Here is a 25841-nt window from a genome sequence, read left to right as displayed (position 1 = left end):
CACTGGGGAGGTGGATTTCTTGGATTTCGAGAAGGTGTTTTCGTTCTACAGTAAAGCCACGAAAAAAGGATTCTCACCGTTCTTCGTCCCAGCGCTCGAAAAGGCAGAAGAGCCGGCGGGGAATTTTTTCCTCGACAGAAAGGGCAATCTTTTCTCCATCAGAGAAGATTTCACAAAAACTGTCCTCAACCATCGTAAAAGATATTCCCCCGATTCTCAAATCAAGGTCTGGTACGCCGATTTCGTTTACAGATACTCGGGAAGCGATTTGGTGGCGGAGTATCAACTTGGACTCGAAAAGGTTCCAAGGAACTCCTTGGACGATTCGCTGGAAGTTCTTGAGATCATCGTCGAAAGTGCATCGGAATTTTTTGAAGGTCCGGTGATAGTGGAAATAGGACACACCGGTGTTTACGAGGATCTACTGAAAGAAATTCCGAAGGACCTCCACGAGAAGGTTCTGAATCTCATCGACACGAAAAACCTCGCGGAAATCGAGTTTCTCTCTCACATGAAGAAAATTGATCTTTCCAGGGTAGAGAAGATTATCGAAGACAGCATATACCGGAGATCACCGGAACATCTGAAGACGATGGATCTCCCGCTTTCAGTGAGGGAAGATCTGCTTTCGGCATCTTCCTTCCTTCAGGAGAAGTTCCCCACCGTTTCCGTTGAGATCGATCTCACCCTTGCGAGAACGATCGAAGAGTACTGTGGCCTGATATTCACCATCTACGATACATCTTCTTCCAGACTCGTAGCTGCCGGCGGAGAGTACACAGTGAACGGAGAAAAAGGTGTGGGTGGATCCATCTTTCTGGAGGGAAAAACATGCTGAAACTGGCAATCCCCAAAGGAAGGTTAGAAGAGAAGGTGATGACCTACCTGAAAAAAACGGGAGTTATTTTCGAAAGGGAGTCTTCTATTCTTCGGGAAGGGAAGGATATCGTCTGTTTCATGGTGAGACCGTTCGATGTACCAACGTATCTCGTTCACGGAGTGGCAGACATTGGATTCTGTGGAACCGATGTACTCCTCGAAAAAGAAACTAGTCTCATTCAGCCCTTCTTCATTCCCACAAACATTAGCAGAATGGTTCTTGCCGGTCCGAAGGGAAGGGGAATACCAGAGGGTGAAAAGAGAATCGCCACGAAGTTTCCGAACGTAACTCAGAGATACTGCGAATCCAAAGGATGGCACTGTCGCATAATACCACTGAAGGGTTCTGTCGAACTCGCTCCAATAGCCGGACTCTCAGATCTCATCGTGGACATCACCGAAACTGGAAGAACACTGAAAGAGAACAACCTGGAGATTCTCGATGAAATATTCGTCATAAGAACCCATGTTGTGGTGAATCCGGTGAGTTACAGAACGAAAAGAGAAGAGGTGGTTTCCTTCCTTGAAAAGCTCCAGGAGGTGATCGAACATGATTCTAATGAACAATCCCGGGGATAAAGAAGTGCTCAGACTATTGAAACAAAGGATGGAATCTGTATCGCAGGTGGAAGAGACCGTAAAAGAAATCATCAGGAGAGTGAAAGAAGAAGGAGACAGAGCCCTCGAGGAATTCCTCAAAAGGTTCGAGAAGCACCCGGTGGGCATCGAGAACCTTCGTGTCACAGAGAAGGAAATATCGGAAGCCCAAGTAGAGGAAGAATTCGTTGAAACGATAAAAATCGTGATAGAAGACCTGAAGGAATTCCATCGAAGACAGGAGGAAAGATCTTTCTTTTTCACGACGAAGGGTGGAAGCTTCCTGGGAGAGATGGTTGTTCCTCTCGAGAGTGTGGGAATCTACGTTCCTGGGGGAAAGGTTCCGTACTTTTCCACGCTCCTCATGTGCGCGGTTCCCGCTATCGTTGCTGGTGTGGAAAGGATCGCTGTCACAACACCACCGAATGAAAACGGAGGCATCTCTCCATACATCCTGAAAACCTGCGAAATCCTCGGTCTGAAGGAGATCTACCGGATGGGAGGGGCTCACGCGGTAGCCGCCCTCACATACGGCACGGAAACAGTGAAACCCGTTGACAAGATCGTGGGACCCGGTGGAGTCTTCGTCACGCTCGCAAAGAAACACGTTTACGGAGACGTTGGAATCGATTCCATAGCGGGTCCCAGCGAGATTGCGATCGTGACAGACGGCAGTGCCGACCTGGATCTCATAGCCGCGGATTTCCTCTCCCAGGCAGAGCACGACGAGAACGCGATGAGTGTGGTGATAACCACTTCGAAAGAAGTCTTCGAAAAATTACCTCAGGTCATTGAAAGACACCTGGAAGCTCTTCCAGAAGAGAGAAGAAAAACGGCCAGGATTTCAACGGAAAATTTCGGTACCATCATCTTGACGGACAGTCTGAAAAGGGCCTTTGAGATCTCCAACCTCATCGCCCCCGAACATCTGGAGGTCCTCGTGGAAAACCCGTTTGAGCCACTGGGACACATAAAGAACGCGGGATCTGTCTTTCTCGGAAAGTACACCTGTGAGTCTGTGGGAGACTACGGTGCGGGACCGAACCACGTTCTTCCCACCTTCAGATCCGCGAGGTTCTCCTCAGGACTCAGGGTTTCCGATTTCACGAAGAAGATATTCATCACACACCTCTCCGAAGAAGATTTCAGAAGAAAGAGCGAGCTTTACTCGAAGATGGCGCGCTGGGAAGGTTTTGAAGCCCACGCTCGGGCGATAGACGTCAGGAGGGAAAAGCTGTGAATCCTCTCGATTTGATTGCAAAGAGGGCGTATCCGTACGAAACCGAAAAGAGAGACAAAACCTACCTTGCGCTGAATGAAAATCCGTTTCCCTTTCCAGAGGACCTCGTGGATGAAGTGTTTCGACGATTGAACAGCGACGCCCTGAGGATCTACTACGACTCCCCCGATGAAGAATTAATAGAAAAGATACTCTCATACCTCGACACCGATTTTCTTTCGAAAAACAACGTCTCTGTGGGAAACGGAGCGGATGAGATCATCTACGTGATGATGCTCATGTTCGACCGTTCCGTTTTCTTTCCCCCGACCTACAGCTGCTACAGGATCTTTGCGAAGGCAGTTGGAGCGAAATTCCTGGAAGTGCCGCTCACGAAAGATCTGAGGATACCTGAGGTGAACGTGGGAGAAGGAGACGTTGTTTTCATTCCGAACCCGAACAATCCAACGGGCCATGTCTTCGAAAGAGAGGAAATAGAAAGAATCCTGAAAACGGGTGCCTTCGTCGCGCTGGACGAAGCCTACTACGAATTCCACGGAGAAAGTTATGTGGATTTTCTGAAGAAATACGAAAATCTCGCTGTGATCAGGACTTTCTCGAAAGCGTTTTCCCTGGCAGCGCAACGTGTCGGATACGTTGTGGCCTCGGAGAAGTTCATTGACGCTTACAACAGGGTGAGACTTCCTTTCAACGTGAGCTACGTCTCCCAGATGTTCGCAAAGGTAGCTCTCGATCACAGAGAGATCTTTGAAGAAAGAACGAAGTTCATCGTGGAAGAACGCGAGAGGATGAAGAGTGCTCTCAGGGAAATGGGATACCGAATCACCGACTCCAGAGGAAACTTCGTGTTCGTATTCATGGAGAAGGAAGAAAAAGAAAGACTTCTCGAACACCTCCGGACGAAGAACGTCGCTGTTCGCAGTTTCAGGGAAGGTGTTAGAATCACTATCGGAAAACGCGAAGAGAACGATATGATTCTGAGAGAACTGGAGGTGTTCAAATGACGGTAGAAAGATTGGAAAACGGTGTGATCGTTCAGAGAAACACCAACGAGATCGAGATTTCCATAACGCTCGACACGGTACACGGAAAACTCGAAGGAAGCACGGGGGTGAATTTTTTCGATCACCTTCTGAACACCTTCTGTCATTACTCTGGCCTGGGTCTCAGGGTTAGCACTTGCGAAAGCAAAGACGGCATCCTTCACCACCTGATAGAGGACTTCGGTATTTCACTGGGGCTTGCATTCAGGGAGCTTTTCGACTACACGAAAGTGAGAAGATTCGGTGAAGCCACCGTTCCCATGAACGAAGCGCTGGTGGGATGCTACGTGGATCTTTCCGGAAGGCCCTTCTTCCAGAAGAATTTCGAATTCTCCGTTGAAAAGATAGAGGACATGCCCGTCGAGGGATTCGAGGAGTTTATGTGCGGATTTGTGAACCACGCAAGGATCACGGTTCATTTCTTCAAATTCTTCGGAAAGAACGACCACCACATCTCTGAATCTGCCATGAAATCTTTTGGACTAGCGATTGCCAAGGCTCTGGAGAGTTCAGAAAAAAAGACCACCAAGGGTGTGATAGATTGAGGATCGGAATAATCTCTGTTGGTCCGGGGAACATAATGAATCTGTATCGCGGAGTGAAAAGGGCATCCGAGAATTTTGAGGATGTTTCGATAGAGCTCGTGGAATCACCTCGAAACGACCTGTACGATCTTCTGTTCATCCCGGGTGTGGGACACTTCGGCGAAGGGATGAGACGTCTCAGGGAGAATGATCTCATCGATTTCGTAAGAAAACACGTCGAAGACGAGAGGTACGTGGTCGGAGTTTGTCTTGGAATGCAGCTTCTTTTTGAAGAGAGCGAAGAGGCACCCGGCGTGAAAGGTCTTTCTCTCATAGAAGGAAACGTCGTGAAACTGAGGAGCAGAAGACTTCCCCACATGGGCTGGAACGAGGTGATCTTCAAAGACACGTTTCCGAACGGGTATTACTACTTCGTCCACACCTACAGAGCTGTGTGCGAGGAGGAACACGTTCTGGGAACAACTGAATACGACGGTGAGATCTTTCCATCCGCGGTGAGGAAGGGGAGAATTCTGGGGTTTCAGTTCCATCCCGAAAAGAGTTCAAAAATCGGAAGAAAACTGCTTGAGAAGGTGATCGAATGCTCGTTGTCCCGGCGATAGATCTCTTCAGAGGAAAGGTAGCGAGGATGATAAAAGGAAGAAAAGAGAACACCATATTTTACGAAAAAGATCCCGTAGAACTGGTGGAAAAACTCATCGAAGAGGGATTCACACTGATTCACGTGGTGGATCTCTCGAATGCGATAGAAAACAGCGGCGAGAATCTTCCAGTTCTCGAGAAACTCTCTGAATTTGCCGAGCACATACAGATCGGAGGCGGGATCAGATCGCTCGATTACGCGGAAAAACTCCGAAAGCTGGGATACAGAAGACAGATCGTGAGCTCAAAGGTTCTGGAAGATCCTTCTTTCCTGAAATCCCTGAGAGAAATCGATGTGGAGCCCGTGTTCAGTCTGGACACTCGAGGTGGAAGAGTAGCGTTCAAAGGGTGGCTGGCGGAAGAGGAGATCGACCCTGTTTCTCTTCTGAAGAGACTGAAAGAATACGGCCTTGAAGAGATCGTACACACGGAGATCGAAAAAGATGGCACTCTTCAGGAGCACGATTTTTCTCTCACCAAAAAGATAGCGATCGAAGCTGAAGTGAAAGTACTCGCAGCGGGTGGTATCTCTTCGGAGAACTCTTTGAAAACAGCGCAGAAGGTTCACACAGAAACGAACGGGCTTCTCAAAGGTGTGATCGTGGGAAGGGCGTTTCTGGAGGGAATTCTCACAGTTGAGGTGATGAAGAGATATGCTCGCTAAAAGAATAATCGCGTGTCTCGATGTGAAAGACGGTCGTGTGGTGAAGGGAACGAACTTCGAAAACCTCAGGGACAGCGGTGATCCTGTCGAACTGGGAAAGTTCTATTCCGAAATTGGAATAGACGAACTCGTTTTTCTGGATATCACCGCGTCCGTTGAGAAGAGGAAAACCATGCTGGAACTGGTCGAAAAGGTGGCCGAGCAGATCGACATTCCGTTCACTGTTGGAGGAGGTATCCACGACTTCGAAACGGCCTCGGAGCTCATTCTCCGTGGTGCGGACAAGGTGAGCATAAACACGGCGGCTGTGGAGAATCCTTCTTTGATCACACAGATCGCTCAAACTTTTGGGAGTCAGGCCGTTGTCGTGGCGATAGATGCAAAAAGAGTGGATGGAGAGTTCATGGTCTTCACCTACTCCGGAAAGAAGAACACGGGCATACTTCTGAGAGACTGGGTGGTTGAAGTAGAAAAGAGAGGAGCAGGAGAGATCCTGCTCACCAGTATCGACAGAGACGGCACAAAATCGGGTTACGATACGGAGATGATAAGGTTCGTGAGGCCACTAACCACACTTCCCATCATCGCTTCCGGTGGTGCGGGAAAAATGGAACATTTCCTTGAAGCCTTCCTGGCAGGTGCCGACGCTGCCCTTGCGGCTTCTGTCTTTCACTTCAGAGAGATCGACGTGAGAGAACTGAAAGAGTACCTCAAAAAACACGGAGTGAACGTGAGACTGGAGGGGTTGTGATGACGCTCTATCCGGTGGTGGTTCAGGAGAGAACAACGGGTGAGGTGTTGATGCTGGCCTACGCGAACGAAGAGGCTTTGGAGCTCACCAAGAAAACGGGATACGCGCATTTCTTCTCGAGAGAGAGACAGAAAATCTGGAAAAAGGGAGAAACCTCTGGAAACACGATGAGAGTGGTTGAAATAAGAAGGGACTGCGATGACGATGCTTACCTGTACATCGTTGATTTTCCAGAAGATAAGGTGGCGTGCCACACGGGAAACAGATCCTGCTTTTTCAAGGTGGAGCACAGGTTTGAAGAAACGGGCTCTCCCACCTTCTGGCTTGAGCTGTACAGACTGGTGAGAAAAAGAAAAGAAGAGATGCCAGAGGGATCCTACACCGTAAAACTCTTTAAAGAAGGAAAGGGAAAGATCGCAAAGAAGTTCGGAGAAGAAGCAGTCGAGGTGATAACTGGCTACCTTCAAAACGACAGGGAAAACCTCGTCTGGGAGATAGCCGACATGATGTATCACCTCACCGTCCTCATGGCCGACGCTGGTGTCACTGTCCAGGATGTCATGAGAGAACTCGAAAAGAGAAGAAAGTGATCAGCAGAACTCCTCTGGTGGATCTGAAAGCCCGAACTCGTGAAGAATCGCTTTCACAATGCGCTCTGAAGCTCTGCCATCTCCGAATGGGTTCACGGCTTTCGCCATTTTTTCGTATTCTTCTCTGTCAACAAGAAGCTTTTTTGCAAGTTCGAATATTCTCTCTTCCTCCACTCCTCCCAAAACGGCTACACCCGCTTCGATCGCTTCGGGTCTTTCTGTCTCCTTTCTCAGAACGATCACCGGCTTTCCAAGGGCCGGTGCCTCCTCCTGTATTCCTCCAGAGTCAGTCATAATGAGATAACTTCTTGCCATCAGATTGTGCATGTCAATCACATTCACAGGATCGATTAGGAAAACTCTTTCCACGTTTTCAAGCATCGGAAATACGATCTCTCTCACAGCGGGGTTCATGTGAACCGGGTAAATCACCTTCACATCCTCGAAGCCTTCAACGATCCTTCTCACTGCCCTGCAGATGTTTTCCAGGGGTTTTCCGATGTTCTCTCTTCTGTGTGAAGTGAGGAGGATGTACCTTCCGTCAGAAAAATCCATATTCCTCAAAATCGGATCCTCAAAAACGTGGTTCTCCTTCACGGTGTACCTGAGGGCGTCTATCACCGTGTTTCCCGTCACGTAGATCTTCCCCATGACGTTCTCCTTCAGAAGGTTCTCTCTGTTCCTCTTTGTGGGTGCGAAATGCAGTGTGGAGAGAACACCCGTTAGTCTTCTGTTGATCTCCTCCGGGAAGGGAGAGTATCTGTCGTTCGTCCTCAGGCCCGCTTCTACATGGCCAACCGGGATCCTGTGATAGAAGGCCGCGAGCGCCCCTGCGAACGTGGTCGTCGTGTCTCCCTGAACCAATACGATATCCGGCTTCAACTCTCCTATCAGATCGTAAAGACCAGACAGCGCATTCACGGTTATATCGGAGAGATTCTGCCTTTCTTTCATTATGTTCAAGTCAAAATCCGGTTTTATATCGAAAACTTCCAGCACCTGGTCCAGCATCTGTCTGTGCTGAGCGGTGACACAGACCAAACTTTCCACGTTTTGTTCTTCTTCGAGTTTTTTCACAAGTGGTGCCATCTTTATTGCCTCGGGCCTTGTTCCGAAGACGCTGAGAACTCTGATCACGTCCTCCACCTCCTGTTAAAATTGTACACGAGGAGGTGAAGTGATGAAAGCACTGATTCTTGCAGGAGGATCTGGAGAGAGATTCTGGCCCCTTTCCACTCCTGAGACTCCAAAACAGTTTTTGAAACTCTTCGGAAACAAGAGTCTCATGAGATGGACTTTCGAGCGCGTTCTGGAGGAAATGGACCCAAAAGACGTGATCGTCGTAACTCACAAAGACTACGTTGAGAGAACGAAAAAAGAGCTTCCAGAGCTTCCAGACGAAAACATCATCGCAGAGCCGATGAAGAAAAACACCGCTCCAGCCTGTTTCATAGGAACAAAGCTGGCAGATGACGATGAGCCGGTGCTTGTTCTACCTGCGGATCACAGAATACCGGACACAAAAAAATTCTGGAAAACGGTGAAAAAAGCACTCGATGCCCTGGAGAAGTACGATGGTCTTTTCACGTTTGGTATCGTTCCAACAAGGCCGGAAACCGGGTACGGCTACATAGAGATCGGGGAAGAACTGGAAGAAGGAGTTCACAAAGTCGCTCAGTTCAGGGAAAAACCAGACCTCGAAACGGCCAAAAAATTCGTCGAAAGCGGAAGATTTCTCTGGAACAGCGGTATGTTCCTGTGGAAAGCGAGAGAATTCATCGAAGAGGTGAAGGTGTGTGAACCATCCATATACGAAAATCTGAAGGATGTCGATCCAAGAAATTTCGAAGAGCTCAAAAAAGCTTACGAAAAAGTACCTTCAATCAGCGTGGACTACGCAGTTATGGAAAAATCGAAAAAAGTGCGGGTTGTAAAGGCAGATTTCGAGTGGTCCGACGTGGGAAACTGGTCTTCTGTGAGAGAAATAGAGGGATACACAGAAGAATCGGACGAAGTGATACTCGTGGACAGTGATCGTGTCTTTGTGAAAACCCACAACAAACCCATAGCGGTTGTTGGGCTCTCTGATGTGATCGTGATCGATACACCGAACGGAATTCTGATCTGCAAAGAAGAATATGCCCAAAAAGTGAGAGAGGTGGTCAAGAAGCTCTTTCGTACTTCCTGAGGAAAAGAAAGACAAAGAGAGAGACAATCATAGGAACCAAACCGAGGATCCTGTATGAATTGATAAGACCAAGATTTTCTGCGAGCACACCACCTACCGATGAGCCTATGAATGGCCCTATTCCCATAGCGACCCAGAAGTACTTTTGTGCCCTGATCCTCGCGGAGCCGAACGTTCGAATGAGAAACATCATGGAGTAATAGATCACTATGTAGGTCCATCCCTGCAGGAGTTGAACCATCAGCAAGGCAGCTGGAGACCCTGTCATGGTCACAAGCAGGTTCCTGAGACCCACAACGAAAACACCCGAAGCGAGCATGAATCCCACACCGAGCTTTTTCACTATCTCATCGGCCCACAGGAGGAACGGTGTTTCTGTGATGGCCATGAGAGAAAGGGCGATACTCGCAAGAGACACGTCGTAGTTTCTTTCCTTCATCAAAACAGGCAGAAAAACGAAATTGAAGTTGTTCGCTGCTATTCCAAAGATCACAACGGGAAGAAGAAGCCAGAAGAAAGTGGGAAGAGGTTTCTTACTCTTTCTTTTTTCTTCTTCACCGAGTTCTACTTCTTTCATTGGGTTCAATATTAAGAAGGTCAAAAACATCAGGGTAGTGAAAGTGCAGAATATCGTGACAAAGCCCAGTCTGATGAGTCCGCTCATTAAAAGAGCTGTGAAAGAGAAACCGAAGGTTCCAAACAATCTGATTCTGCCGTAGTTCATCTTCATCTGATATGTGATGTCCACGATAACAGACTCGGAGAGTGGTGTCACTGCAGAAAAGAAAAAAGCGAACACAGCCATGAATAAGAGTTTCAGGTAGAACTCATCGAACAGAAACAGTCCCCAGAAAAGGATCCCAGCGAATAGAATCACTCTTTTCAGCCAGTTCACCCTTCCTATGGTGGAAGCGATTTCAAAATTCAGATGGTTCGCGTAGAGTGATGTGATCGGCAAGATAGCCATCAGGATCCCTATCTGAGACTTCGAGAGTTCTTCGTTTGCCAGAAACTGACTCAACAGTGAATAAACGGCCATCGTGCCGTAGACGAAGAATTCTATCGACATGAGTCTGTACCGCACAAAGCTCCCTCCTTTGCATAGAAGAAATTGTAGCATATTGATTCGCTTCCTGAACTTTTCAGTTCTGTGAGAACTAATTGAAATGATCCGTCAGCTGTGATAGAATAAATTTGGACTAAAAAAGTAGAAAATGGAGGTGAAGCGATGCAGCACCTGAAAATCAAAATCTACACAACTCCCACCTGCCCGTACTGCAGGAAGGCGAAGGAATACTTCAGATCGCTGGGGCTCAAGTTCAAAGAAGTCGATGTAACAAAAAATCCAAGAGAAGCCGAGCTCATGGTGAAGAAGACCGGACAAATGGGAGTTCCCGTGATAGAGATCGGCAACAAGATAGTCATCGGATTCGACAAGGCAAAAATCGACAGACTCCTTGGAATATCGTAAAAAGCGGGGGAATCCCCCGCTTTATTATTTTGTCATGCCTTTCTTCAAAATCCTGAGCATGACCTTCACTTCTTCAACGAGTGTGTTCATGTCTCTTTTCAGCAGTTCGGGCTTACCTTGATAGGTCCTCAGGTAGACTTCTTCAAATCCGGAAAAGAACCACATCAGAAATTTCAGAGCGATTTCCTCCGTTACATCTTCTGCGAGATCTAAATCTTTCAATTTTTCCCTTACGAAGTCAAAAAAGACCCTCTGTGATTTTTCGAGGTCGAGAAGTATTCTTTTCCTGAGTCCTTCATCCACGCTCACGAGCGTTATCAGAAAATCTGCTTCTTCGGGATGAGAAGCGGAGTACTCCAGTTTCTTTTCTATCCACCGTTCCATGAAGTCAAATATGTCTCTATTCCTGTTTTTCATAAGGAAATTCTCGAACTCCTTCTGGAGCTTTTCTGTAACGGACATGTATGCCTGATAGTACAGTTCTTCTTTGTTCTTGAAATAGTGAAAAATCAAACCCTTGGCTACCCCGGCTTTCTCTGCTATTTCGTCTGTTGTGGCTCGATCGTAACCTTTTTTCCCGAAAACCTCAACCGCTGCCTTCAGTATTGCATCCCTCTTCGACAACACGATCCCTCCATCACACGAGAATGTCTTTCTTCGAGAACAAAACGATCGAACTGATCAGAAGTGCTATGTTCACAAGCGCAAAGAAAAGACCGGAGAATTCCGGAAAACCGTGTCTTATAACAGTGGAAGGATCCGCATAGGAAAACGGAGTGAAATACTTCAAAAACTCCGCTTTGTCCGTGATCTTCGATATCATGTTCAAAACGTATAGAACGAACACTGTACCGAGCCCAAGAGAGAGCGCACCGTCTGACCTCAAAGTGCCCACAAAGAAAGAAATGTTCATCAACGTGAAGTGAAGAAACACCTGACTGAAAGCAAAGACAACAAATTTTTCTACTTCAACCGGGCTCGAACTGTAGATATTTGCAAACATGAACAAACTGCTGAACAGAAGCGCATCGAAAATGAGAACGTGTACCAGAGATGAGAAAAACTTTGAGATCACAACTTCGAACCTCGAAACCGGTTTCGAAAGGAGGAACTCAACGGTCTTTTCGTTTTCTTCTCTTGAAACACTCCTCACACCCACCAAAGAAGCGAAAACCCCTCCAACGAGTGTCACGTAGATACTGGACACCATGGCAAGGTAGTTCATGATGTTGGAAAAGTCCATGTCTTCCAGTCCGAAGAGCTTCACGAACGCCTTAGGCATCACTTTCATCCACTTCGTTATGAACTCTGTCTCCTTTGCCATACTCGGATAGAACGCAGCGTACATGAGCTGAAGGAGAATGAGAACGACCGTCCAAGCGATCGTGCTCTTCATGTACCTCTTCATATCCCACCTGAATATGTTCATTCTTCTCCCTCCCGATAGTAGGACATGAATATCTCTTCAAGAGAAGGTTCTTCCACCCAGAAATCGGACAGTTTCAAACTTCGAAGAATTTCGAGGAGTCTTTCAACGTTTCCTGAAAAGAGAAACTCCGCCGTGCCGTTTTCAAACTTCAGTCGATTCACTTCAGCCAGATCTTTCAGTTTTTCCAGATTTTCACCTTTGACACGGACCACCTTGTATCTTTCCCCTTTGAGATTCTCCACCTTTTCCACCCTGATGATTCTCCCATCCTTTATCATCGCAACGCGATCGCAAAGTCTTTCTACCTCACTTAATATGTGCGAGGAAAAGAACACGGTCGTACCTTTTTCTTTCTCGTTTTTTAAAATTTCAAAGAAGGTGTTTTGAACGATAGGATCGAGGCCATTCGTGGGCTCGTCCAGGATGAGAAGTTTCGGTCTGTGCATCAAAGCCTGAACGATAGCCACTTTCTTTTTGTTTCCCATGGAGAGTTCCTTGATACGTTTTTTCGTGTCGAGCGAAAAAACACCGCAGAGTTCCTTCACATAATCCCAGTCTACCTTTTCATAGAAACTGGCGGAGTACCTGAGAAATTCCTCCACAGTCACTTCCGGGTAAAAGCTCACCTCACCTGGAATGTAGCCAACGTTCTTTCTGATTTCTTTTCCTTCTTTCAGGACGTCTTTCCCAAAAATCTCTGCCAGACCAGAATCCGGAAAGATCAAACCGAGGAGAAGCCTTATGGTAGTTGTCTTCCCCGCACCGTTCGGTCCGATGAAGCCGAATATCTCTCCTTCTTCAACTGAGAAAGTTACACCTTCCACTCCTCTGGACTTTCCGTAGTACTTGGTGAGATCTCTCACCTCAACTACCGACACCTTAACACCTCCCTGATTGACTGGTCAGTCAAATTATAACAAAATAAAATCAAGTAAGGTAAATCTCCTGAATTGAAAGCATTCATAATCGAAGAAACTCTAAAATTTTACTCTCGATCTTTTCCCTTTTCAGTTTTGCTATCCTCTCGAGTGAAAGCTCATCCTCAAGCCAGCGAATGAATTTGCAACCGAGATACTAACCCAGGAACTGCTTTTCAAAAAGCTCCGGATACTGGCTAATATATTCCAGCCAGCTATTTTCACTTTCATCCCTTTCTCATTCAACAAGCTGTTGAACGATAACAAGACCCGTCTGGACAGTCTTTATCTCTGCAGCGAGGCCGTTCTCGTAGCATGATGCCCTGTAGCATTCCTGACCGTTGAAGTAGATGACAGAGTCCACCCCGTAGCTGCCGGGTTCATTCTGCCAGACAAAGCCGATATCGGGTATTTCCAGAACCACATCCTTCTTCAAAAGATCAGGGTGTATGTAGAACGGCCCTATCGAGGGAAATCCTATCAATTCTGCTTTCTGTGGAAACACAGTTCCCATGCTGTACGTGGCGCTGTATCTTGCGATATTTCCCTGGACCCCTAAAAATTCACTGCTCACACTACCCTGAGGATTGACCTTCTCCCAATCCCCTGAAGGGGATGGGACTTTTGGTGGCTCTCAGGCCACCTTCCATGGAGCCAAAGACGCTCCATGGCCACAGAGGTGCGGGTGAAACCTAACACCTCTGACGGGGGCCAAACCCGCTACTACCTGGCCTGTGCCAGGATACCTTTTCCAGATGTTGATTGCTCCAACTCCGTCCCTGTGATACTCAAAACCACAGGTTTTGCAGTGGTACCTTCTTCCGTTCGGCTTGTTCTTTGCACCACAGACAGGACACGTCTTGCTCGTGTTCGCTTCTGAGATGAGCTTTACTTCGATTCCGAACTGCTCTGCTTTGTACCTTATCATCTCGATGAGTTTTCTGAACTGCCACTGGTGGATCTTCTGGTTTGCGTTGTCGCTGTAGTCCGCTCTTTCTCTGATCCCTGTGACGTCTCCTATCACGATGGTTCCGATTTGTTTTCTGAGGCACAGTCCGATGAAACTGCTTGTGATCTTGTGCATGATGTCGTTGATCTGGTTTTTGAGCCGTCTCAGGACTCTTTTCTTTGCACGAACAAGCTTGTTGTACCTTCTTGACCCTTTCTTGCACTCTGCTATGGCAGACTGAAGGCTTGCAAGGCGTTTGTTTCGATAGCGAAGAACACTACTGAGGACTCCTCCGTGGTAGCTGATGACTTCTTTTCCATCAAAGCACGTGATGGGACGGAGCACTCCAAGGTCGACTGCCATAACACCAGAATTAGCACTCTTTTCTTCAATCTCCACCTCTATCGCAAGGTGGAGATAGTATCCATCTTCAAAGACAAGTCTTGCCTGTTTGATGCGAAGGGGAGGTTTGAGAGGTGTTTGTACAACAAATGGTTCTCGTTCTTTGCCCAAAGACAGTCTCAGGGTGCCGTCTGATAGAAGTTTTACAGCGCTTTCTTTCCATATGAACGGTAGATAGCGTTTTTTCTTGTAGGGAGGTTTTGCATCTTGATTCTTTTTGGCTGCTTTGAAGTACCCTTTGAGGGCTTGAAAGTAGAGCTGAACAAATGCCTGCTTTGAGTGGACGTGGATTTTGATGTTTTCTGCCCAGCGGAGGATGTATTTGTCTGCGGTGGGCCAGGACAGCCAGAAGCCTTTCTTTTGGTGTATCTTTTGCACAAGAGACATCGTTTTGTTGTAGATTCTTGCTGCGATGCGGTTGAGTTCTTCGCATATTTGATTCAAATGTCCTGGTATGGCGAGTTTGTAGGTTCGTATCACACGTCTGGGCATTTTCTCGCTCCCTGTGCTAATTGTAACACAGTCGAGCTACAACAACCACTTACTATCTCCCTGAAGGAGAATAGCTTGCGTGGTTGGGGTTCTGTCCACCCTGTACAACCGTTTCCTGCTGAGCATACACATCTGCGTTGTCGAGTGTAGCCTGAACTTCCTGAGGATGGACGAACACCAGAACGGGATTCAGCCCTGAAGTAAACATGAATCAGTCAGATGGATGAATAATGTGATGCCTATTCCACAGGGTACGCTGTTTTGAACATCCGTTACTATCAAAATTCTGTAACCAGTTGCGTATAGAGCACTTTCTCCAGACTGAGTACCTCCCTCGTGCTGGTACACAACCACAAGACCCGGCCTGATCCATTCAGAAACGGGATATTTCGAGGAAAAAAGAAAGTCTGGCACCTGGGCGAAACACGAGACAAGGACAAGAACCACTAACAACACCACAAATTTTTTCATACTATCCCCCCTCCCCGGCGGATATTGTACGCTCGGGTGATCAACCTCACAACGACCAGCACCAGAAGAGCAGTCATCACTCCAAACATGGCACCGTTCATGTCTATTGGTTGTATTCATACTAACTAATATTAGTATGATTCAGTTGCAAAAAATACCCATTATAAAAAGTCAAAAACAGGATGATTTTTTCTGGCAAGATTTTCGTTTGTGAGTTTTCTCTCTGGGAACCATAACGAGGGAGAAGGTTTCTGTCTCATCAAATAATCTATTTCTTTCCAGGAGGGAAGCGGAAAGTGTGTTTGAAAACGAGAAAATTAATGTGCCGGTTTTTTTCTGAGAATCGCTGTTATTTTCCCAAGAACATAAGGATTAAAACTCAGTTCGAATGAACTTCTGTGCAACTGGTCAAGATATGGGAATATAAAACACCTATAGATTCCGACCTCGTTGCCCACCTCTACCACAAAGATGTCTTCCTGCCTCTCCTTTACTCTTCCTACTGTTATCCTGAAATCTTTTACCAGTACCGCCACCAGATCTCCTTCCTGAGGTTCGTCGTCAAGGCTTATCAGGATGTAGTCTCCTTCCTTAATGGAGAAAGGTTTCAAATTCGAGGAGATCATCACGGCATAGTCCGCTTTTTTGCTAGTGGGAACCGTAACTCTTTCTACTGGTTCGTAATCGATCGGGAAAAACTTTCTGAGCCTGGGAGAGAACTCATCACCGTAGACGGGAATCGATCTGACCTCCAGAATGAATTCCACCTTTTCTTCCATATTATTGTCCCCCTCCTTTGTCTAGTGTTTCCCGCCATTTTCGGTGAAGATTTTCTCGGCCAATTATATCACAGAATCCGTCTGCGCAGGCCTCTCCTCTTGAACAGCTTTAGGGTGAGAAGAAATAGAAAAATCAAGACGGTTCCTATCACAGCGCCGTTCATGTCCACTATCACGTCGTACAAAGAAGCCCCTCTTCCTCTGAAACTTTGATTGTACTCATCGAGAACGGCTATCAATGTAGGTAAAGACACTCCCATCAAAATAGAAAAAACATACTTTCTAAGATAAGTATAACTAAATGTGAAAGAAAGAATACCCATTATAAAGTAAAGTCCGAAATGAGCTGATTTTCTGACAAGATCTTCCCCCGTTGGCTTCTTGTCAGGGAACCACCATTTTTCGAGTAGGGATCTCAGATTTCTGTACCATCTCGTCTGGGTGAAGTCGAGAACGTTATCTACCTTTTTGAGGAATTTATAGACGTTTCCGGACTGCCTTCCAGAAACATCGGGAGGCTGCGATGAAAAGAAAAAAACAAGACCGATCCACATCAGTATTAGGGTTAGAACCAGAAAAGACCTTTTCATCCTACCACCTCAACAGGAATTCTACCATCGTTTCATATTCCCTGTAACTAAATGTTAAAATATTGTTGTATTCAAAAACTCAACAGGGGGTGCTCCTATGAATTTTCCACGATGTAAAACTGTGAAGAAGTCGCTTCCGATCTTTCTTGAGGGAGGAAACGAAGGGGTTCTTTTCATCCATGGATACACCGGTTCTCCACACGATTTCGAGTACATGGCAAAGGAGGTAAACAGAGCCGGCTTTACCGTTTCTGTTCCGAGACTTCCAGGACACGGAACCTGCGGTGAGGATTTTCTGACGACAACCGCTCGAGACTGGCTGAGACGCGCTTTCGATGCATATTACGATTTAAAAGCCATATGCGATAGAGTCTATGTGGTGGGACTTTCCATGGGTGGTGTGATTGCTCTGATCCTTGCCTCTCAGATGAATCCTCCCAAACTGGTCACACTGGCTGCAGCAACTCATGTGTTCGACAAAAGAATAGTTCTCACACCGATTCTGAAGTTGTTTACGAAGAAGATGCCTTGTGAAAACACAGAAAAGTACGAAGACCCGGACATCGAATACCTGAGAAAAGAGTACTGGTCTTACAACTGGCCAAAACAGGCAGCTGAGCTTTACAAACTCATGAAACTGGCAAGAAAGAGTGTTTCAAAGATCACATCAGCCACTCTCGTCGTCGCGGCAAAAAACGACAACATGGTTCCCATGAAGGCAGCCGAGTTCATATACAACAACATCAGATCAGAAAAGAGGAAGCTTCTTGTTTTTGAAAAATCCGGTCACGTTCTGAGCAACGATGTGGAAAAGGAAGATGTCACCAGAGCAGTTATCGAGTGGCTGAAGGGGGAATGAATATGGCAGTTATATTCATTCTGATTCTCATGGTTCTCCTGAACGCGGATCAGATGGTGATGTCTCCAAACATAGGAGCGATAGAACAGGAATTCAACATCACGGATGCTCAGATAGGTCTCGTTGCTTCGTCTTTCACGGTGATAGGAGCCCTTGTGAGTCTCGTATGGGGGTACCTCGCCGACAGATACAGCAGAAAGAACCTGCTCATCTACTCCATTCTTGTCGGTGAGATTCCCTGTCTCATGAGCGCGTTTTCTCGCTCTTATGGGGAACTCTTTTTCTGGAGAGCCCTCACCGGAATAGGTGTGGGAGCGTCCTTTCCCATCGTTTATTCAATGATAGGAGACATGTTCGACGAGGTAAAGAGAGGAAAAGTCGTGGCTCTCATATCTTCTGCGATTTCCATAGGAAGTGTTCTTGGAATGATCGTTGGAGGCTTTTTGGGACCGAAATACGGCTGGAGAGTCCCGTTTATCGCTGTTTCTGTTCCGAATATCTTCTTTGCCGTTCTCAGTATCTTTGTTTTGAAAGAACCGAAAAGAGGTGCTTTTGAAAAAGGAATTGGAGAGCTCGTTCAGTCCGGGTACGAATATCCAAAAGCACCAAAACTCTCTGATTACGCGAAACTCGTGAAGGTGAAAACGAATCTTCTTCTGTTCTTTCAGGGCATAGCAGGGACGATTCCTTGGGGTGCCATTCCTTACTTCCTTGTGGAATTCTTCAGAAGAGAAAGAGGTCTTTCGGTGGAGACGGCCACCCTCGTTTTCCTCGTGTTCGGTCTTGGAAACATCGTGGGGATCATCCTTGGAGGGCTGTGGGGAGCGAGCATCTACGCGAAATCCAGACCATTCCTACCGCTGTTTTGCTCTATCACAACCGCTCTTGGAACTTTCTTCACTGTTATGACCCTGGACTACATGGGAAGTCTTCTCGTGCTCATGTTACTTGGTTTCATCGCTTCTTTCACCGCGAGTCTCACGGGCCCGAACGTGAAGTTCATGCTTTTGAACGTCAACGAACCCCAGGAAAGGGGAAGAATATTCTCCATATTCAACCTCACCGATTCACTCGGAACGGGATTTGGAAAATTCGCGGGAGGAGTGATGTCCGTTGCTCTCGGATCTCTCGGGGCTGCCTTGAAAGTCTCTGCGTATTTCTGGCTTATCTGTGCGGTGCTGCTTTTCGTTCTGGTTTTTTACTTTGCAAAGGACGTGGAAAGGCTCCAGAAGACCATGATAGAACTTGCCAAGAATTCCCAGACAAGATGAATCTCTGCTTTTCTTTGGCAAACAGCAGTTAAAAATGATATACTGAGTTATCTCAATCAAAGGGAGATGTTTATAAGGTGTTTAGATTCGTTATCCTTCCATTGCTTCTTGTGGCCTCCCTTTTCTTTGCTCAACTTACTACCTACCAAGAGGTCAGAAATGATTTTGGAATGGCAAAGGATTTTGCGAGTCTTCTCGAAATACCTGCTGAGGAGTACAGCTTCTTTGTTTCAGGAGCTTCCAATTTTCTCGATGTTCTCGATGTCAGCGAAGGAATTTCTCACTTGAAAGAAGGAAACTACGACAAGGCTTTCGAAAATTTTTCAAAAGTAGGCGTCTCCCAGATTGTGAACCTGATTCCTTACGTCAACACAATGCTCACCGTTCTAAGCTTCTCCCAGCCTTTCTGGGACAGAGTGGAAAAGTACGTTTTCGATCAGAGAATAAAAGAGTATTCACAGAAATTTGTGAGTTTGAAGATGAAAGAACTGGAAGAAATCCTCGAGGAAGATCCGCTCGCTTTCAAGGGAGAGGATTTCAAAAGATGGTTGGAGACAGATGATTCCATCGAAGTCAGAGATTTCCTTGAAGACATATTCGTAAACGAGGGAATGAAGCATGGACTCTACAACGTGGGAAACAAGGTTTTGAACGAACGCGACTTCGCATCCAAACCGTGGTATGAGAAACTGAAAAAGCTGTATTTGAACTTCTCCTACAAAGCGTACACAGTGGACGAAGTCAAGCACTTCTGGATCACACAGTGGAGAAGGGAGCTTTTCAAACGTGGAGCGGAATACGTTCTCAAGAGAAAAAAAGAAGCGCTGAACTACTTTCTCTCAGAAAGCACCGTGAACATCACTCTAAAAATCAACAGCCCTGAAGTGTTTGTTCTCACAGTTCCTGAGCTCAACCTGAGTGCACAGGTACAGAAGGAACACAAGATCTCTTCTTCGCTGGAAGATATGAAATCAAGACAGATCACCATCGTTTTGAAAGATCTCAAAGGCAACACCGTTTACACAAAGGTACTCGATGAGAAAGATCTCTTCTCAAGATACGATCCGTGGCTTTCAGACAAGAAGAGCACCTATTACGTTAAAACCATTAACATAATCCCCACTTACAAAAGAAAGATTGTGAAAAATCTTCGCGTTCAACTTCCTGAGGAGGTCAAATCCGCCACGGTTACGATCAAGACTCAAAAAACAGATCTTCACGTTGAGAACTCTCCTTCCTTCTCGCTGTCAGACTTGGTTTTAACCCTGGACGAAGAAATAAGGGTGGAAGCCGAGATAATCGATTCTGCCACAGAAACACATCTGATGGTTTACGAAACGTTTGTTCCATCGTCCGGTGAAATCATGTTGGATGAACCGAAGGTGTCCAAAATACAATTCGAAAGTGAAGAAGAGTACAGTGCGTACCTCAAAGAATTAAAGAAAGAATTTCTCGAGAATGTGGATGATCCAAACGCCGTGAAGGTACTTCGGAAAAAACTGGAGGAAGCCTTCTACGCTTTTCACGCTAACCCACTCGCTCGGTCTTCTTTTGAAGTCATCGCGTATTCGCGAAAATTCATAGGTGATGAATACAGACTCACAGACGAAGAACTTCTCTTCGAAAATCTCGACGACGAATTCTCCTCCCTGAACCAGAAGTTTCAGGAGACCGATTCGGAATGGGGGAAAATCAGCTACAACGCTCGAAACCTTGAACACATCTCTTCCAGAACGCTCGATAAGGGGGCGGTCATACCGGCCTACTACAGGTACGTCGTACAGGCAAAAGAAGACCTTCCAGAACCAGAAAGAAATAGAAGAAATGAAAAGCAACCTGGAAGGAATTCTGAACAAATTCTCGGAAATTTTAGAGCAAGCAGAAGAACTCAGAAAGAATGTTGATCAAAAGATCGCACTCGATATTCTTTTCGAGACTCATCTGATCATGAAAACTTCACAATTGATAAGAAAAATTCAGGAGAAAATCGACGAGGCGATGAGCAGATTGAACGATCTGGAGAGTATGGAAATCAAAACCGAAGAATATCTCGATACCTTTTTGGCTCTGGTGAACAATACCTACAAAAAGGCAGAGATTTACAATACACTTGTCGATCAATGGAATCTTCTGATGAAACAGGGCGATGAGATAAAAAGGAGTATTGAAGAATTCAAACCCGAGTACGTTCATCATCTGACAGAGATGATGAAATACGATGGAATCAACCTCCTTTATCTGAGAGAAAACGAGCATCTTAGAGCGATCGGAATCGACGAGATAGCAGCCAGAACTTTCCAGGAGTTTCTGAAAGAAGAAGAGCTCGCAGAGCGATCTGAAGCGTTCAACCAGGCCGTGAGAAAGACTCGAGAACAAATACAACAGTATCACATGTTTCACTATTACGTCTCTCTGACAGACAACGAGCTGAAAGTTGACGAGAACTACAGATTGGCCGGTAATTATTATCGCTATTCGATCGACTTCTTCGACAAAAATTTTCCGTACAAGAGCATAGGGATTTCACGTAAACTGGAAAACGTTCCTGAACTTTTGGAAAAGTTCTTCCGGCTCAGGGAGAAACTAGAAGGAGAAGATCCGGAAGGAGACAGAGTGAGAAAAACACTCGAAAGACTCTACAGCCTGTCTTCATTTGACACTGTGGAGGAATTCAACGCGATCATAGACGAATGGACAGATCTATACGAAGCCTACAAACAGGAAGATCCCTTCAAAACCAACGTACTGTCTTACTCATACATAAACAAAGACGGTCGAACAGTTCAAAAAACATATCCAACCTATGACTTTCTGAGATGGCTCTCACAGAGAAACAGAAAAAATCAGGAATACATCCTCAACAACTATCTTAGAAGAATCACTGACGATCCAACAAGGGAAGGTTACGAGATTCGAGATCCCAGTGTTGTTCTCGAGAATCGCCTGGTCGAAGCCACAATAAAAGCCCTCCCGAACTACAAATCCGGAATAATGTCGGAAATAGATTCCCTCAAAAAAATGAGCAGAATGAAAAGAAAGAGGAAAGAAGAAGAGATACAGAAGAAAATCATGACAGATCCGTTCGCTGCCGTGGGAGCAAAAGTGCCAGAAGAAATTAAATACTGGCTCTTGAGACGTTTGGATGTCACACATCCGGATCTCTACGAAGAATGGAACAGAATCACCTCTGAACTTCAAGCGTATCTCGAGGAGGTGGTAAAGCAATGAAGAGGGGTATTTTGATCCTGTTTGTTCTTTTCTCGGCTGTGCTCTTCGCTCAGAGCATCGATAAAGTTAGATTTGATTCCGGGAAATTTTTGGTTTTTGTGGGATCTGTGTCGAAAGAAGCCGTTTCGTTCGAAGGAGTGGATCTGTGTTACCTCGGGAACAACTACAACTACGTTGAAGATGCCATCATTGATGGAGAGAACGTTCTCGAGATATACGCTTACAGGCAAGCAAGCGGAGACGGGTTCATCTTAAGATACAGAAAACTCAACTCCAATGTCTGGGATTACAGAGAACCAACCTACAACAACATCTGGAACATTCCTTATGAAGATGTATCGTTCTACCACGGAGAACTGTACAAACTCGACAACGACTTTCTGTTTCTCGGAAGTGTCGGGCTCGATGGAGAGAATTTTCTATATCTGATGAGAATCGACAGAGAAGGAAACATTCTCGATGAGAAAGAACTGGATTTCGAGAATTTTCTGGTCAACGAAGCGAGCGAATCGGGAGTAGAATTTCTTGCCTACAAGATCACCGGTTCTGGACATTCCTCTGCTTACCTCTGTCAGGTGTTCTCTTATTCAGGTTCTCTCTCTGAGAAAGGAAAACAATTCAAGCTGGATTATCTTCCGGACTTTTTCGCAGACGGAAAGTACTACAGAGTGGAAGGATGGATGAACAGAGAGCTGACCGTTTACGAGTTCGGAAAAAAGAAAAAGAAAAGAACGGTAAAGATTCCTTTCTCCATACCAAGCGGTGGCGGTGGATACCCGGTTCTCGGTCACACGGATGATTCTTTTTTCACTCTGGGCTTAGATTACTCAACGTTTCACACTGTCGTTATCGAAATCGGTTTGGATGGAAAATTGAAAAAGACCTTCGACCTCACAAAGGCCATCATGGAAAAGTACGGTCTTGAGAGCCTGGACTACTTTGAAATCGGAGAAAAGAGGATCTTTCCTGGCCCCCTGGAGCATAAATCTGATACATGAAAACAACAGGCTGCACATCTTTTACCTTCTTGGCTTCACCGCGTACAATTATTATCGCGGAATAATGGTCCAGAGAATCTCTGTGGAATGGTAGTTAGCTTTTCGAATTTCTTATAGTAAAATCTCAACTGTGATGCCATCACAGACAAAAACGCTGGAGGTATAACATGGATCTAAGAGTTCTTCTTTCAGGTCTTGCTTATTCCACGATATTCGGACTTTCTTTTCTTTTCACGAAGAACGCTCTCGATTATGTAACTCCCCTGACTTTTCTTTCATTCAGATTCATCGTGGCTTTTCTCTCTTACCTTCTCCTCTTGATAACTGGTGCTGTGAAGCTTGGAAAGAAACCCTACTGGAAGCTCTGGAAACTCGTTCTCTTTCAGCCTGTGCTCTACTTTCTTTTCGAAACGTACGGCCTTCAGAGAGTGAACTCCTCAGAAGCCGGTATGATCATCGCCCTGATACCGATCGTTGTCAACCTCCTTGCTCCTTTCATTCTCAAAGAAAAGGGAGATCTTCTTCACTACCTTCTTGTGGGAATGGGTTTTCTTGGAGTTTCATTGATAGTTGGTTTCAACATCACACCGGGAAACATCGTTGGGAAAGTCTTCATGCTCCTTGCCGTACTCTCTGGAGCGATGTACAGTGTGTTCTCGAGAAAGTTTTCAAAGGAGTTCACGCCAACTGAAATCACCTTCTTCATGATGATGACCGGAGCAGTTTTCTTCACCCTTTTGAGTCTTTCAACGGGTGATTTCAGACCGGTGTTCAACGTTGATGTGGTAATCGGTGCCCTGTATCTCGGTGTTCTCTCTTCCACCGTCGCGTTTTTCCTCCTCAACTACGCCATAAGGAAACTGTCTCCCATCTTCACCACCCTCTTCTCCAACTTCACAACGGTGGTTTCTGTGATAGCGGGGGTTGTTTTTAGAAACGAAACGGTTGGGATTCAACAGATTGCAGGGATGGGATTGATAATATCTTCTCTGATAATCATGAGTCTCAGAAGGAGTTATAAAAGGCTATCAAGAGCGCAGAAACTTTAACGATCTAAAACTTTCAAACACCACCAGGAAGGCAAAGAAGTGGTAAAGAACGATGAATGTGCTCACAATGAACAGATGTGTTCCTGTAAGTTCCGTGCTTCCATGTGCAAGCCCACTTACGTTGGCATAGACTTGTGAAACGATCAGATTGAGAAGCGCCAGCGAAAGAGCCACTGCCAACCTTCTGAAATCTTTTTTCATCAGTGCAAGGACAACTATAACACCCAAACCTCCCACCAGTGTGAAAACGAAGAGCTCCGCCGGCATGAAAAAATCGTAGAGAAATTTTCCCCTCGTCACAAGAACCAACAACGAGAGAAAGACAGGAATCGCAAGTGGAAGTACTGTCAATGCCGAAAAGACAGTACCGATAATTTTTGCAATTTTATCTCTATACATCTCACATCACCTCCGGCTATATATTAAACCCTTTTGGTCACAGAATTCAAGAAATTTTTCATGAAATTTTTATTTTTGTTTCCAAAATGATACAATAGGTAACGATATGGTTTATATCGCATACTTCTGTTCGAGGGGGGAAATGTATGCCGGAGAAAAGCCTCTACGAGATGGCAGTTGAACAGTTCAACCGTGCCGCATCACTCATGGATCTGGAATCAGACCTTGCAGAGGTTCTCAGAAGACCAAAACGTGTTTTGATCGTTGAATTCCCAGTGAGAATGGATGACGGCCACGTCGAAGTCTTCACAGGATACCGTGTGCAGCACAACGTTGCGAGAGGTCCAGCCAAAGGTGGTATCAGGTACCACCCCGATGTCACACTCGATGAGGTGAAAGCCCTCGCATTCTGGATGACATGGAAGACTGCTGTGATGAATCTGCCTTTCGGTGGAGGGAAGGGAGGAGTCAGGGTAGATCCAAAGAAACTCTCAAGAAACGAGCTTGAAAGACTCTCAAGAAGGTTCTTCTCAGAGATTCAGGTGATAATAGGCCCGTACAACGACATACCTGCACCAGATGTAAACACGAACGCAGATGTGATGGCGTGGTACATGGATACATACAGTATGAATGTGGGTCACACCGTTTTGGGAATTGTCACAGGAAAACCCGTGGAACTGGGAGGATCAAAGGGTCGTGAAGAAGCCACGGGTCGTGGTGTTAAGGTGTGTGCAGGGCTTGCAATGGATGTTCTGGGAATAGATCCAAAGAAAGCAACAGTTGCCGTTCAGGGATTTGGAAACGTGGGTCAGTTCGCCGCTCTTTTGATTTCTCAAGAACTCGGATCGAAAGTCGTTGCGGTGAGCGACAGCAGAGGCGGTATCTACAATCCCGAGGGGTTCGACGTGGAGGAGCTGATCAGATACAAAAAAGAACACGGAACGGTCGTTACATATCCGAAGGGTGAAAGAATAACCAACGAAGAACTTCTGGAACTGGATGTTGACATTCTCGTCCCTGCAGCTTTGGAAGGTGCTATCCACGCTGGAAACGCGGAAAGAATAAAGGCAAAAGCCGTGGTGGAAGGAGCAAACGGTCCCACAACACCTGAAGCCGACGAAATCCTGAGCAGAAGAGGAATTCTTGTGGTACCAGACATACTCGCCAACGCCGGTGGAGTTACGGTTTCTTACTTTGAATGGGTTCAGGACCTTCAGAGCTTCTTCTGGGATTTGGATCAGGTGAGAAACGCCCTTGAAAAGATGATGAAAGGAGCATTCAACGATGTTATGAAAGTAAAGGAGAAATACAACGTCGATATGAGAACAGCAGCTTACATTCTTGCGATCGATCGAGTTGCGTACGCCACGAAAAAGAGAGGTATCTATCCGTGAA

At 46.1% G+C, this 25841-nt stretch carries 29 protein-coding genes; 18 read left to right on the top strand and 11 right to left on the bottom strand.

Annotated elements, in window-relative coordinates:
* Positions 1-10: 10 nt before the first annotated feature.
* From TM_RS05295 to hisIE, 9 genes are read left to right on the top strand one after another with little or no spacing between them, the layout of a single operon-like run.
* Positions 11-838 carry an ATP phosphoribosyltransferase regulatory subunit gene (locus TM_RS05295; RefSeq protein ID WP_010865251.1) on the top strand — a complete coding sequence of 276 codons (828 nt, stop codon included), beginning with the start codon at positions 11-13 and terminating at the stop codon, positions 836-838.
* On the top strand, positions 832-1458 hold the full coding sequence (gene hisG, locus TM_RS05290; protein WP_004080478.1) for an ATP phosphoribosyltransferase: 627 nt from the start codon (positions 832-834) through the stop codon (positions 1456-1458). Before TM_RS05295 ends, hisG begins: the two co-directional genes overlap by 7 nt.
* On the top strand, positions 1430-2716 hold the full coding sequence (hisD, locus tag TM_RS05285; protein WP_004080480.1) for a histidinol dehydrogenase: 1287 nt from the start codon (positions 1430-1432) through the stop codon (positions 2714-2716). The genes hisG and hisD overlap by 29 nt, the downstream gene beginning before the upstream one ends.
* Complete coding sequence (gene hisC, locus TM_RS05280; protein WP_004080482.1) at positions 2713-3720, top strand: histidinol-phosphate transaminase; 1008 nt, start codon at positions 2713-2715, stop codon at positions 3718-3720. The genes hisD and hisC overlap by 4 nt, the downstream gene beginning before the upstream one ends.
* Positions 3717-4304: an imidazoleglycerol-phosphate dehydratase gene (gene hisB, locus TM_RS05275; RefSeq protein WP_004080483.1), complete on the top strand. Its 588-nt coding sequence runs from the start codon at positions 3717-3719 to the stop codon at positions 4302-4304. Before hisC ends, hisB begins: the two co-directional genes overlap by 4 nt.
* Positions 4301-4906 (top strand): imidazole glycerol phosphate synthase subunit HisH, encoded by a 606-nt coding sequence (gene hisH / locus TM_RS05270; protein WP_004080484.1) that lies wholly within the window; start codon positions 4301-4303, stop codon positions 4904-4906. Before hisB ends, hisH begins: the two co-directional genes overlap by 4 nt.
* Positions 4885-5610: a 1-(5-phosphoribosyl)-5-((5-phosphoribosylamino)methylideneamino)imidazole-4-carboxamide isomerase gene (gene hisA, locus TM_RS05265; RefSeq protein WP_004080485.1), complete on the top strand. Its 726-nt coding sequence runs from the start codon at positions 4885-4887 to the stop codon at positions 5608-5610. Before hisH ends, hisA begins: the two co-directional genes overlap by 22 nt.
* Entirely contained in the window at positions 5600-6361 is a 762-nt protein-coding gene (gene hisF / locus TM_RS05260) for an imidazole glycerol phosphate synthase subunit HisF (RefSeq protein WP_004080486.1), read from the top strand. Before hisA ends, hisF begins: the two co-directional genes overlap by 11 nt.
* On the top strand, positions 6361-6951 hold the full coding sequence (hisIE, locus tag TM_RS05255; RefSeq protein WP_004080487.1) for a bifunctional phosphoribosyl-AMP cyclohydrolase/phosphoribosyl-ATP diphosphatase HisIE: 591 nt from the start codon (positions 6361-6363) through the stop codon (positions 6949-6951). The genes hisF and hisIE overlap by 1 nt, the downstream gene beginning before the upstream one ends.
* Here hisIE and wecB read toward each other — a convergent pair whose 3' ends face one another.
* Positions 6952-8088: a non-hydrolyzing UDP-N-acetylglucosamine 2-epimerase gene (gene wecB, locus TM_RS05250; RefSeq protein ID WP_004080488.1), complete on the bottom strand. Its 1137-nt coding sequence runs from the start codon at positions 8086-8088 to the stop codon at positions 6952-6954.
* Between the two features lie 43 nt (positions 8089-8131).
* Between wecB and TM_RS05245 the strand changes: the two genes are divergently transcribed.
* Complete coding sequence (locus tag TM_RS05245; protein WP_004080489.1) at positions 8132-9139, top strand: mannose-1-phosphate guanylyltransferase; 1008 nt, start codon at positions 8132-8134, stop codon at positions 9137-9139.
* Here TM_RS05245 and TM_RS05240 read toward each other — a convergent pair.
* Positions 9114-10223 carry an MFS transporter gene (locus TM_RS05240; RefSeq protein WP_004080490.1) on the bottom strand — a complete coding sequence of 370 codons (1110 nt, stop codon included), beginning with the start codon at positions 10221-10223 and terminating at the stop codon, positions 9114-9116. The two genes, TM_RS05245 and TM_RS05240, sit on opposite strands and share 26 nt — an antisense overlap.
* Positions 10224-10367: 144 nt before the next feature.
* Here TM_RS05240 and TM_RS05235 point away from each other — a divergent pair, with 144 nt between their 5' ends.
* Positions 10368-10610: a glutaredoxin family protein gene (locus TM_RS05235; RefSeq protein WP_004080491.1), complete on the top strand. Its 243-nt coding sequence runs from the start codon at positions 10368-10370 to the stop codon at positions 10608-10610.
* Positions 10611-10634: 24 nt separating this feature from the next.
* Here the strand turns inward: TM_RS05235 and TM_RS05230 are convergent, their stop codons facing one another.
* The 8 genes from TM_RS05230 to TM_RS05190 all read right to left on the bottom strand — a co-directional run bounded on the left by TM_RS05230 (position 10635) and on the right by TM_RS05190 (position 16639).
* The gene (locus TM_RS05230) at positions 10635-11237 is read right to left on the bottom strand and encodes a TetR/AcrR family transcriptional regulator (protein ID WP_010865247.1); all 603 of its coding nucleotides are present in this window, start codon (positions 11235-11237) and stop codon (positions 10635-10637) included.
* 10 nt (positions 11238-11247) lie between these two features.
* Positions 11248-12039 carry an ABC transporter permease subunit gene (locus tag TM_RS05225; RefSeq protein WP_004080494.1) on the bottom strand — a complete coding sequence of 264 codons (792 nt, stop codon included), beginning with the start codon at positions 12037-12039 and terminating at the stop codon, positions 11248-11250.
* Positions 12036-12917 (bottom strand): ABC transporter ATP-binding protein, encoded by an 882-nt coding sequence (locus TM_RS05220; RefSeq protein ID WP_004080497.1) that lies wholly within the window; start codon positions 12915-12917, stop codon positions 12036-12038. Before TM_RS05220 ends, TM_RS05225 begins: the two co-directional genes overlap by 4 nt.
* A gap of 277 nt (positions 12918-13194) precedes the next feature.
* Positions 13195-13530: a hypothetical protein gene (locus TM_RS05215; protein ID WP_004080499.1), complete on the bottom strand. Its 336-nt coding sequence runs from the start codon at positions 13528-13530 to the stop codon at positions 13195-13197.
* A 60-nt stretch (positions 13531-13590) separates the two neighbouring features.
* Positions 13591-14799 (bottom strand): RNA-guided endonuclease InsQ/TnpB family protein, encoded by a 1209-nt coding sequence (locus TM_RS05205; protein ID WP_004080500.1) that lies wholly within the window; start codon positions 14797-14799, stop codon positions 13591-13593.
* 189 nt (positions 14800-14988) lie between these two features.
* Positions 14989-15270: a hypothetical protein gene (locus tag TM_RS05200; protein WP_004080502.1), complete on the bottom strand. Its 282-nt coding sequence runs from the start codon at positions 15268-15270 to the stop codon at positions 14989-14991.
* 317 nt (positions 15271-15587) lie between these two features.
* Positions 15588-16049 (bottom strand): S24 family peptidase, encoded by a 462-nt coding sequence (locus TM_RS05195; protein ID WP_004080504.1) that lies wholly within the window; start codon positions 16047-16049, stop codon positions 15588-15590.
* Between the two features lie 68 nt (positions 16050-16117).
* On the bottom strand, positions 16118-16639 hold the full coding sequence (locus tag TM_RS05190; protein WP_004080506.1) for a VanZ family protein: 522 nt from the start codon (positions 16637-16639) through the stop codon (positions 16118-16120).
* Between the two features lie 97 nt (positions 16640-16736).
* Here TM_RS05190 and TM_RS05185 point away from each other — a divergent pair, with 97 nt between their 5' ends.
* The 6 genes from TM_RS05185 to TM_RS05165 all read left to right on the top strand — a co-directional run bounded on the left by TM_RS05185 (position 16737) and on the right by TM_RS05165 (position 24044).
* The gene (locus TM_RS05185; protein ID WP_004080508.1) at positions 16737-17498 is read left to right on the top strand and encodes an alpha/beta hydrolase; all 762 of its coding nucleotides are present in this window, start codon (positions 16737-16739) and stop codon (positions 17496-17498) included.
* Between the two features lie 2 nt (positions 17499-17500).
* Positions 17501-18769, top strand: coding sequence for an MFS transporter (locus TM_RS05180; RefSeq protein ID WP_004080510.1), 1269 nt, complete (start codon positions 17501-17503; stop codon positions 18767-18769).
* A gap of 77 nt (positions 18770-18846) precedes the next feature.
* Complete coding sequence (locus tag TM_RS09675; RefSeq protein WP_010865245.1) at positions 18847-20673, top strand: hypothetical protein; 1827 nt, start codon at positions 18847-18849, stop codon at positions 20671-20673.
* Positions 20594-21997 carry a hypothetical protein gene (locus tag TM_RS09670; protein ID WP_244261681.1) on the top strand — a complete coding sequence of 468 codons (1404 nt, stop codon included), beginning with the start codon at positions 20594-20596 and terminating at the stop codon, positions 21995-21997. Before TM_RS09675 ends, TM_RS09670 begins: the two co-directional genes overlap by 80 nt.
* Complete coding sequence (locus TM_RS05170; RefSeq protein WP_010865243.1) at positions 21994-22995, top strand: hypothetical protein; 1002 nt, start codon at positions 21994-21996, stop codon at positions 22993-22995. Before TM_RS09670 ends, TM_RS05170 begins: the two co-directional genes overlap by 4 nt.
* 167 nt (positions 22996-23162) lie before the next feature.
* Positions 23163-24044, top strand: coding sequence for a DMT family transporter (locus TM_RS05165; RefSeq protein WP_004080516.1), 882 nt, complete (start codon positions 23163-23165; stop codon positions 24042-24044).
* Here TM_RS05165 and TM_RS05160 read toward each other — a convergent pair.
* On the bottom strand, positions 24024-24443 hold the full coding sequence (locus TM_RS05160; protein ID WP_004080518.1) for a hypothetical protein: 420 nt from the start codon (positions 24441-24443) through the stop codon (positions 24024-24026). The two genes, TM_RS05165 and TM_RS05160, sit on opposite strands and share 21 nt — an antisense overlap.
* A 146-nt stretch (positions 24444-24589) precedes the next feature.
* Here TM_RS05160 and gdhA point away from each other — a divergent pair, with 146 nt between their 5' ends.
* A complete protein-coding gene (gene gdhA, locus TM_RS05155; RefSeq protein WP_004080520.1) occupies positions 24590-25840 on the top strand; it encodes a glutamate dehydrogenase in 1251 nt (416 codons plus the stop codon).
* The last annotated feature ends 1 nt before the right edge of the window (position 25841 follow it).

The organism is Thermotoga maritima MSB8, from assembly GCF_000008545.1.
In the GTDB taxonomy this organism is placed as follows: Bacteria; Thermotogota; Thermotogae; order Thermotogales; family Thermotogaceae; genus Thermotoga; species Thermotoga maritima.
The sequence above is the reverse complement of the archived record's forward strand: the minus strand, read 5'-3'. Positions and strand labels throughout refer to the sequence as shown.

What these genes read in the sequence shown, in the direction of transcription:
- hisG (WP_004080478.1), top strand. Translation starts at nt 832, where the DNA reads ATGCTGAAACTGGCAATCCCCAAAGGAAGGTTAGAAGAGAAGGTGATG.
- hisD (WP_004080480.1), top strand. Translation starts at nt 1,430, where the DNA reads ATGATTCTAATGAACAATCCCGGGGATAAAGAAGTGCTCAGACTATTG.
- hisB (WP_004080483.1), top strand. Translation starts at nt 3,717, where the DNA reads ATGACGGTAGAAAGATTGGAAAACGGTGTGATCGTTCAGAGAAACACC.
- hisA (WP_004080485.1), top strand. Translation starts at nt 4,885, where the DNA reads ATGCTCGTTGTCCCGGCGATAGATCTCTTCAGAGGAAAGGTAGCGAGG.
- hisF (WP_004080486.1), top strand. Translation starts at nt 5,600, where the DNA reads ATGCTCGCTAAAAGAATAATCGCGTGTCTCGATGTGAAAGACGGTCGT.
- hisIE (WP_004080487.1), top strand. Translation starts at nt 6,361, where the DNA reads ATGACGCTCTATCCGGTGGTGGTTCAGGAGAGAACAACGGGTGAGGTG.
- TM_RS05245 (WP_004080489.1), top strand. Translation starts at nt 8,132, where the DNA reads ATGAAAGCACTGATTCTTGCAGGAGGATCTGGAGAGAGATTCTGGCCC.
- TM_RS05235 (WP_004080491.1), top strand. Translation starts at nt 10,368, where the DNA reads ATGCAGCACCTGAAAATCAAAATCTACACAACTCCCACCTGCCCGTAC.
- TM_RS05225 (WP_004080494.1), bottom strand. Translation starts at nt 12,039, where the DNA reads ATGAACATATTCAGGTGGGATATGAAGAGGTACATGAAGAGCACGATC.
- TM_RS05205 (WP_004080500.1), bottom strand. Translation starts at nt 14,799, where the DNA reads ATGCCCAGACGTGTGATACGAACCTACAAACTCGCCATACCAGGACAT.
- TM_RS05200 (WP_004080502.1), bottom strand. Translation starts at nt 15,270, where the DNA reads ATGAAAAAATTTGTGGTGTTGTTAGTGGTTCTTGTCCTTGTCTCGTGT.
- TM_RS05195 (WP_004080504.1), bottom strand. Translation starts at nt 16,049, where the DNA reads ATGGAAGAAAAGGTGGAATTCATTCTGGAGGTCAGATCGATTCCCGTC.
- TM_RS05190 (WP_004080506.1), bottom strand. Translation starts at nt 16,639, where the DNA reads ATGAAAAGGTCTTTTCTGGTTCTAACCCTAATACTGATGTGGATCGGT.
- TM_RS05185 (WP_004080508.1), top strand. Translation starts at nt 16,737, where the DNA reads ATGAATTTTCCACGATGTAAAACTGTGAAGAAGTCGCTTCCGATCTTT.
- TM_RS05180 (WP_004080510.1), top strand. Translation starts at nt 17,501, where the DNA reads ATGGCAGTTATATTCATTCTGATTCTCATGGTTCTCCTGAACGCGGAT.
- TM_RS09670 (WP_244261681.1), top strand. Translation starts at nt 20,594, where the DNA reads ATGAAAAGCAACCTGGAAGGAATTCTGAACAAATTCTCGGAAATTTTA.
- TM_RS05170 (WP_010865243.1), top strand. Translation starts at nt 21,994, where the DNA reads ATGAAGAGGGGTATTTTGATCCTGTTTGTTCTTTTCTCGGCTGTGCTC.
- TM_RS05165 (WP_004080516.1), top strand. Translation starts at nt 23,163, where the DNA reads ATGGATCTAAGAGTTCTTCTTTCAGGTCTTGCTTATTCCACGATATTC.
- TM_RS05160 (WP_004080518.1), bottom strand. Translation starts at nt 24,443, where the DNA reads ATGTATAGAGATAAAATTGCAAAAATTATCGGTACTGTCTTTTCGGCA.
- gdhA (WP_004080520.1), top strand. Translation starts at nt 24,590, where the DNA reads ATGCCGGAGAAAAGCCTCTACGAGATGGCAGTTGAACAGTTCAACCGT.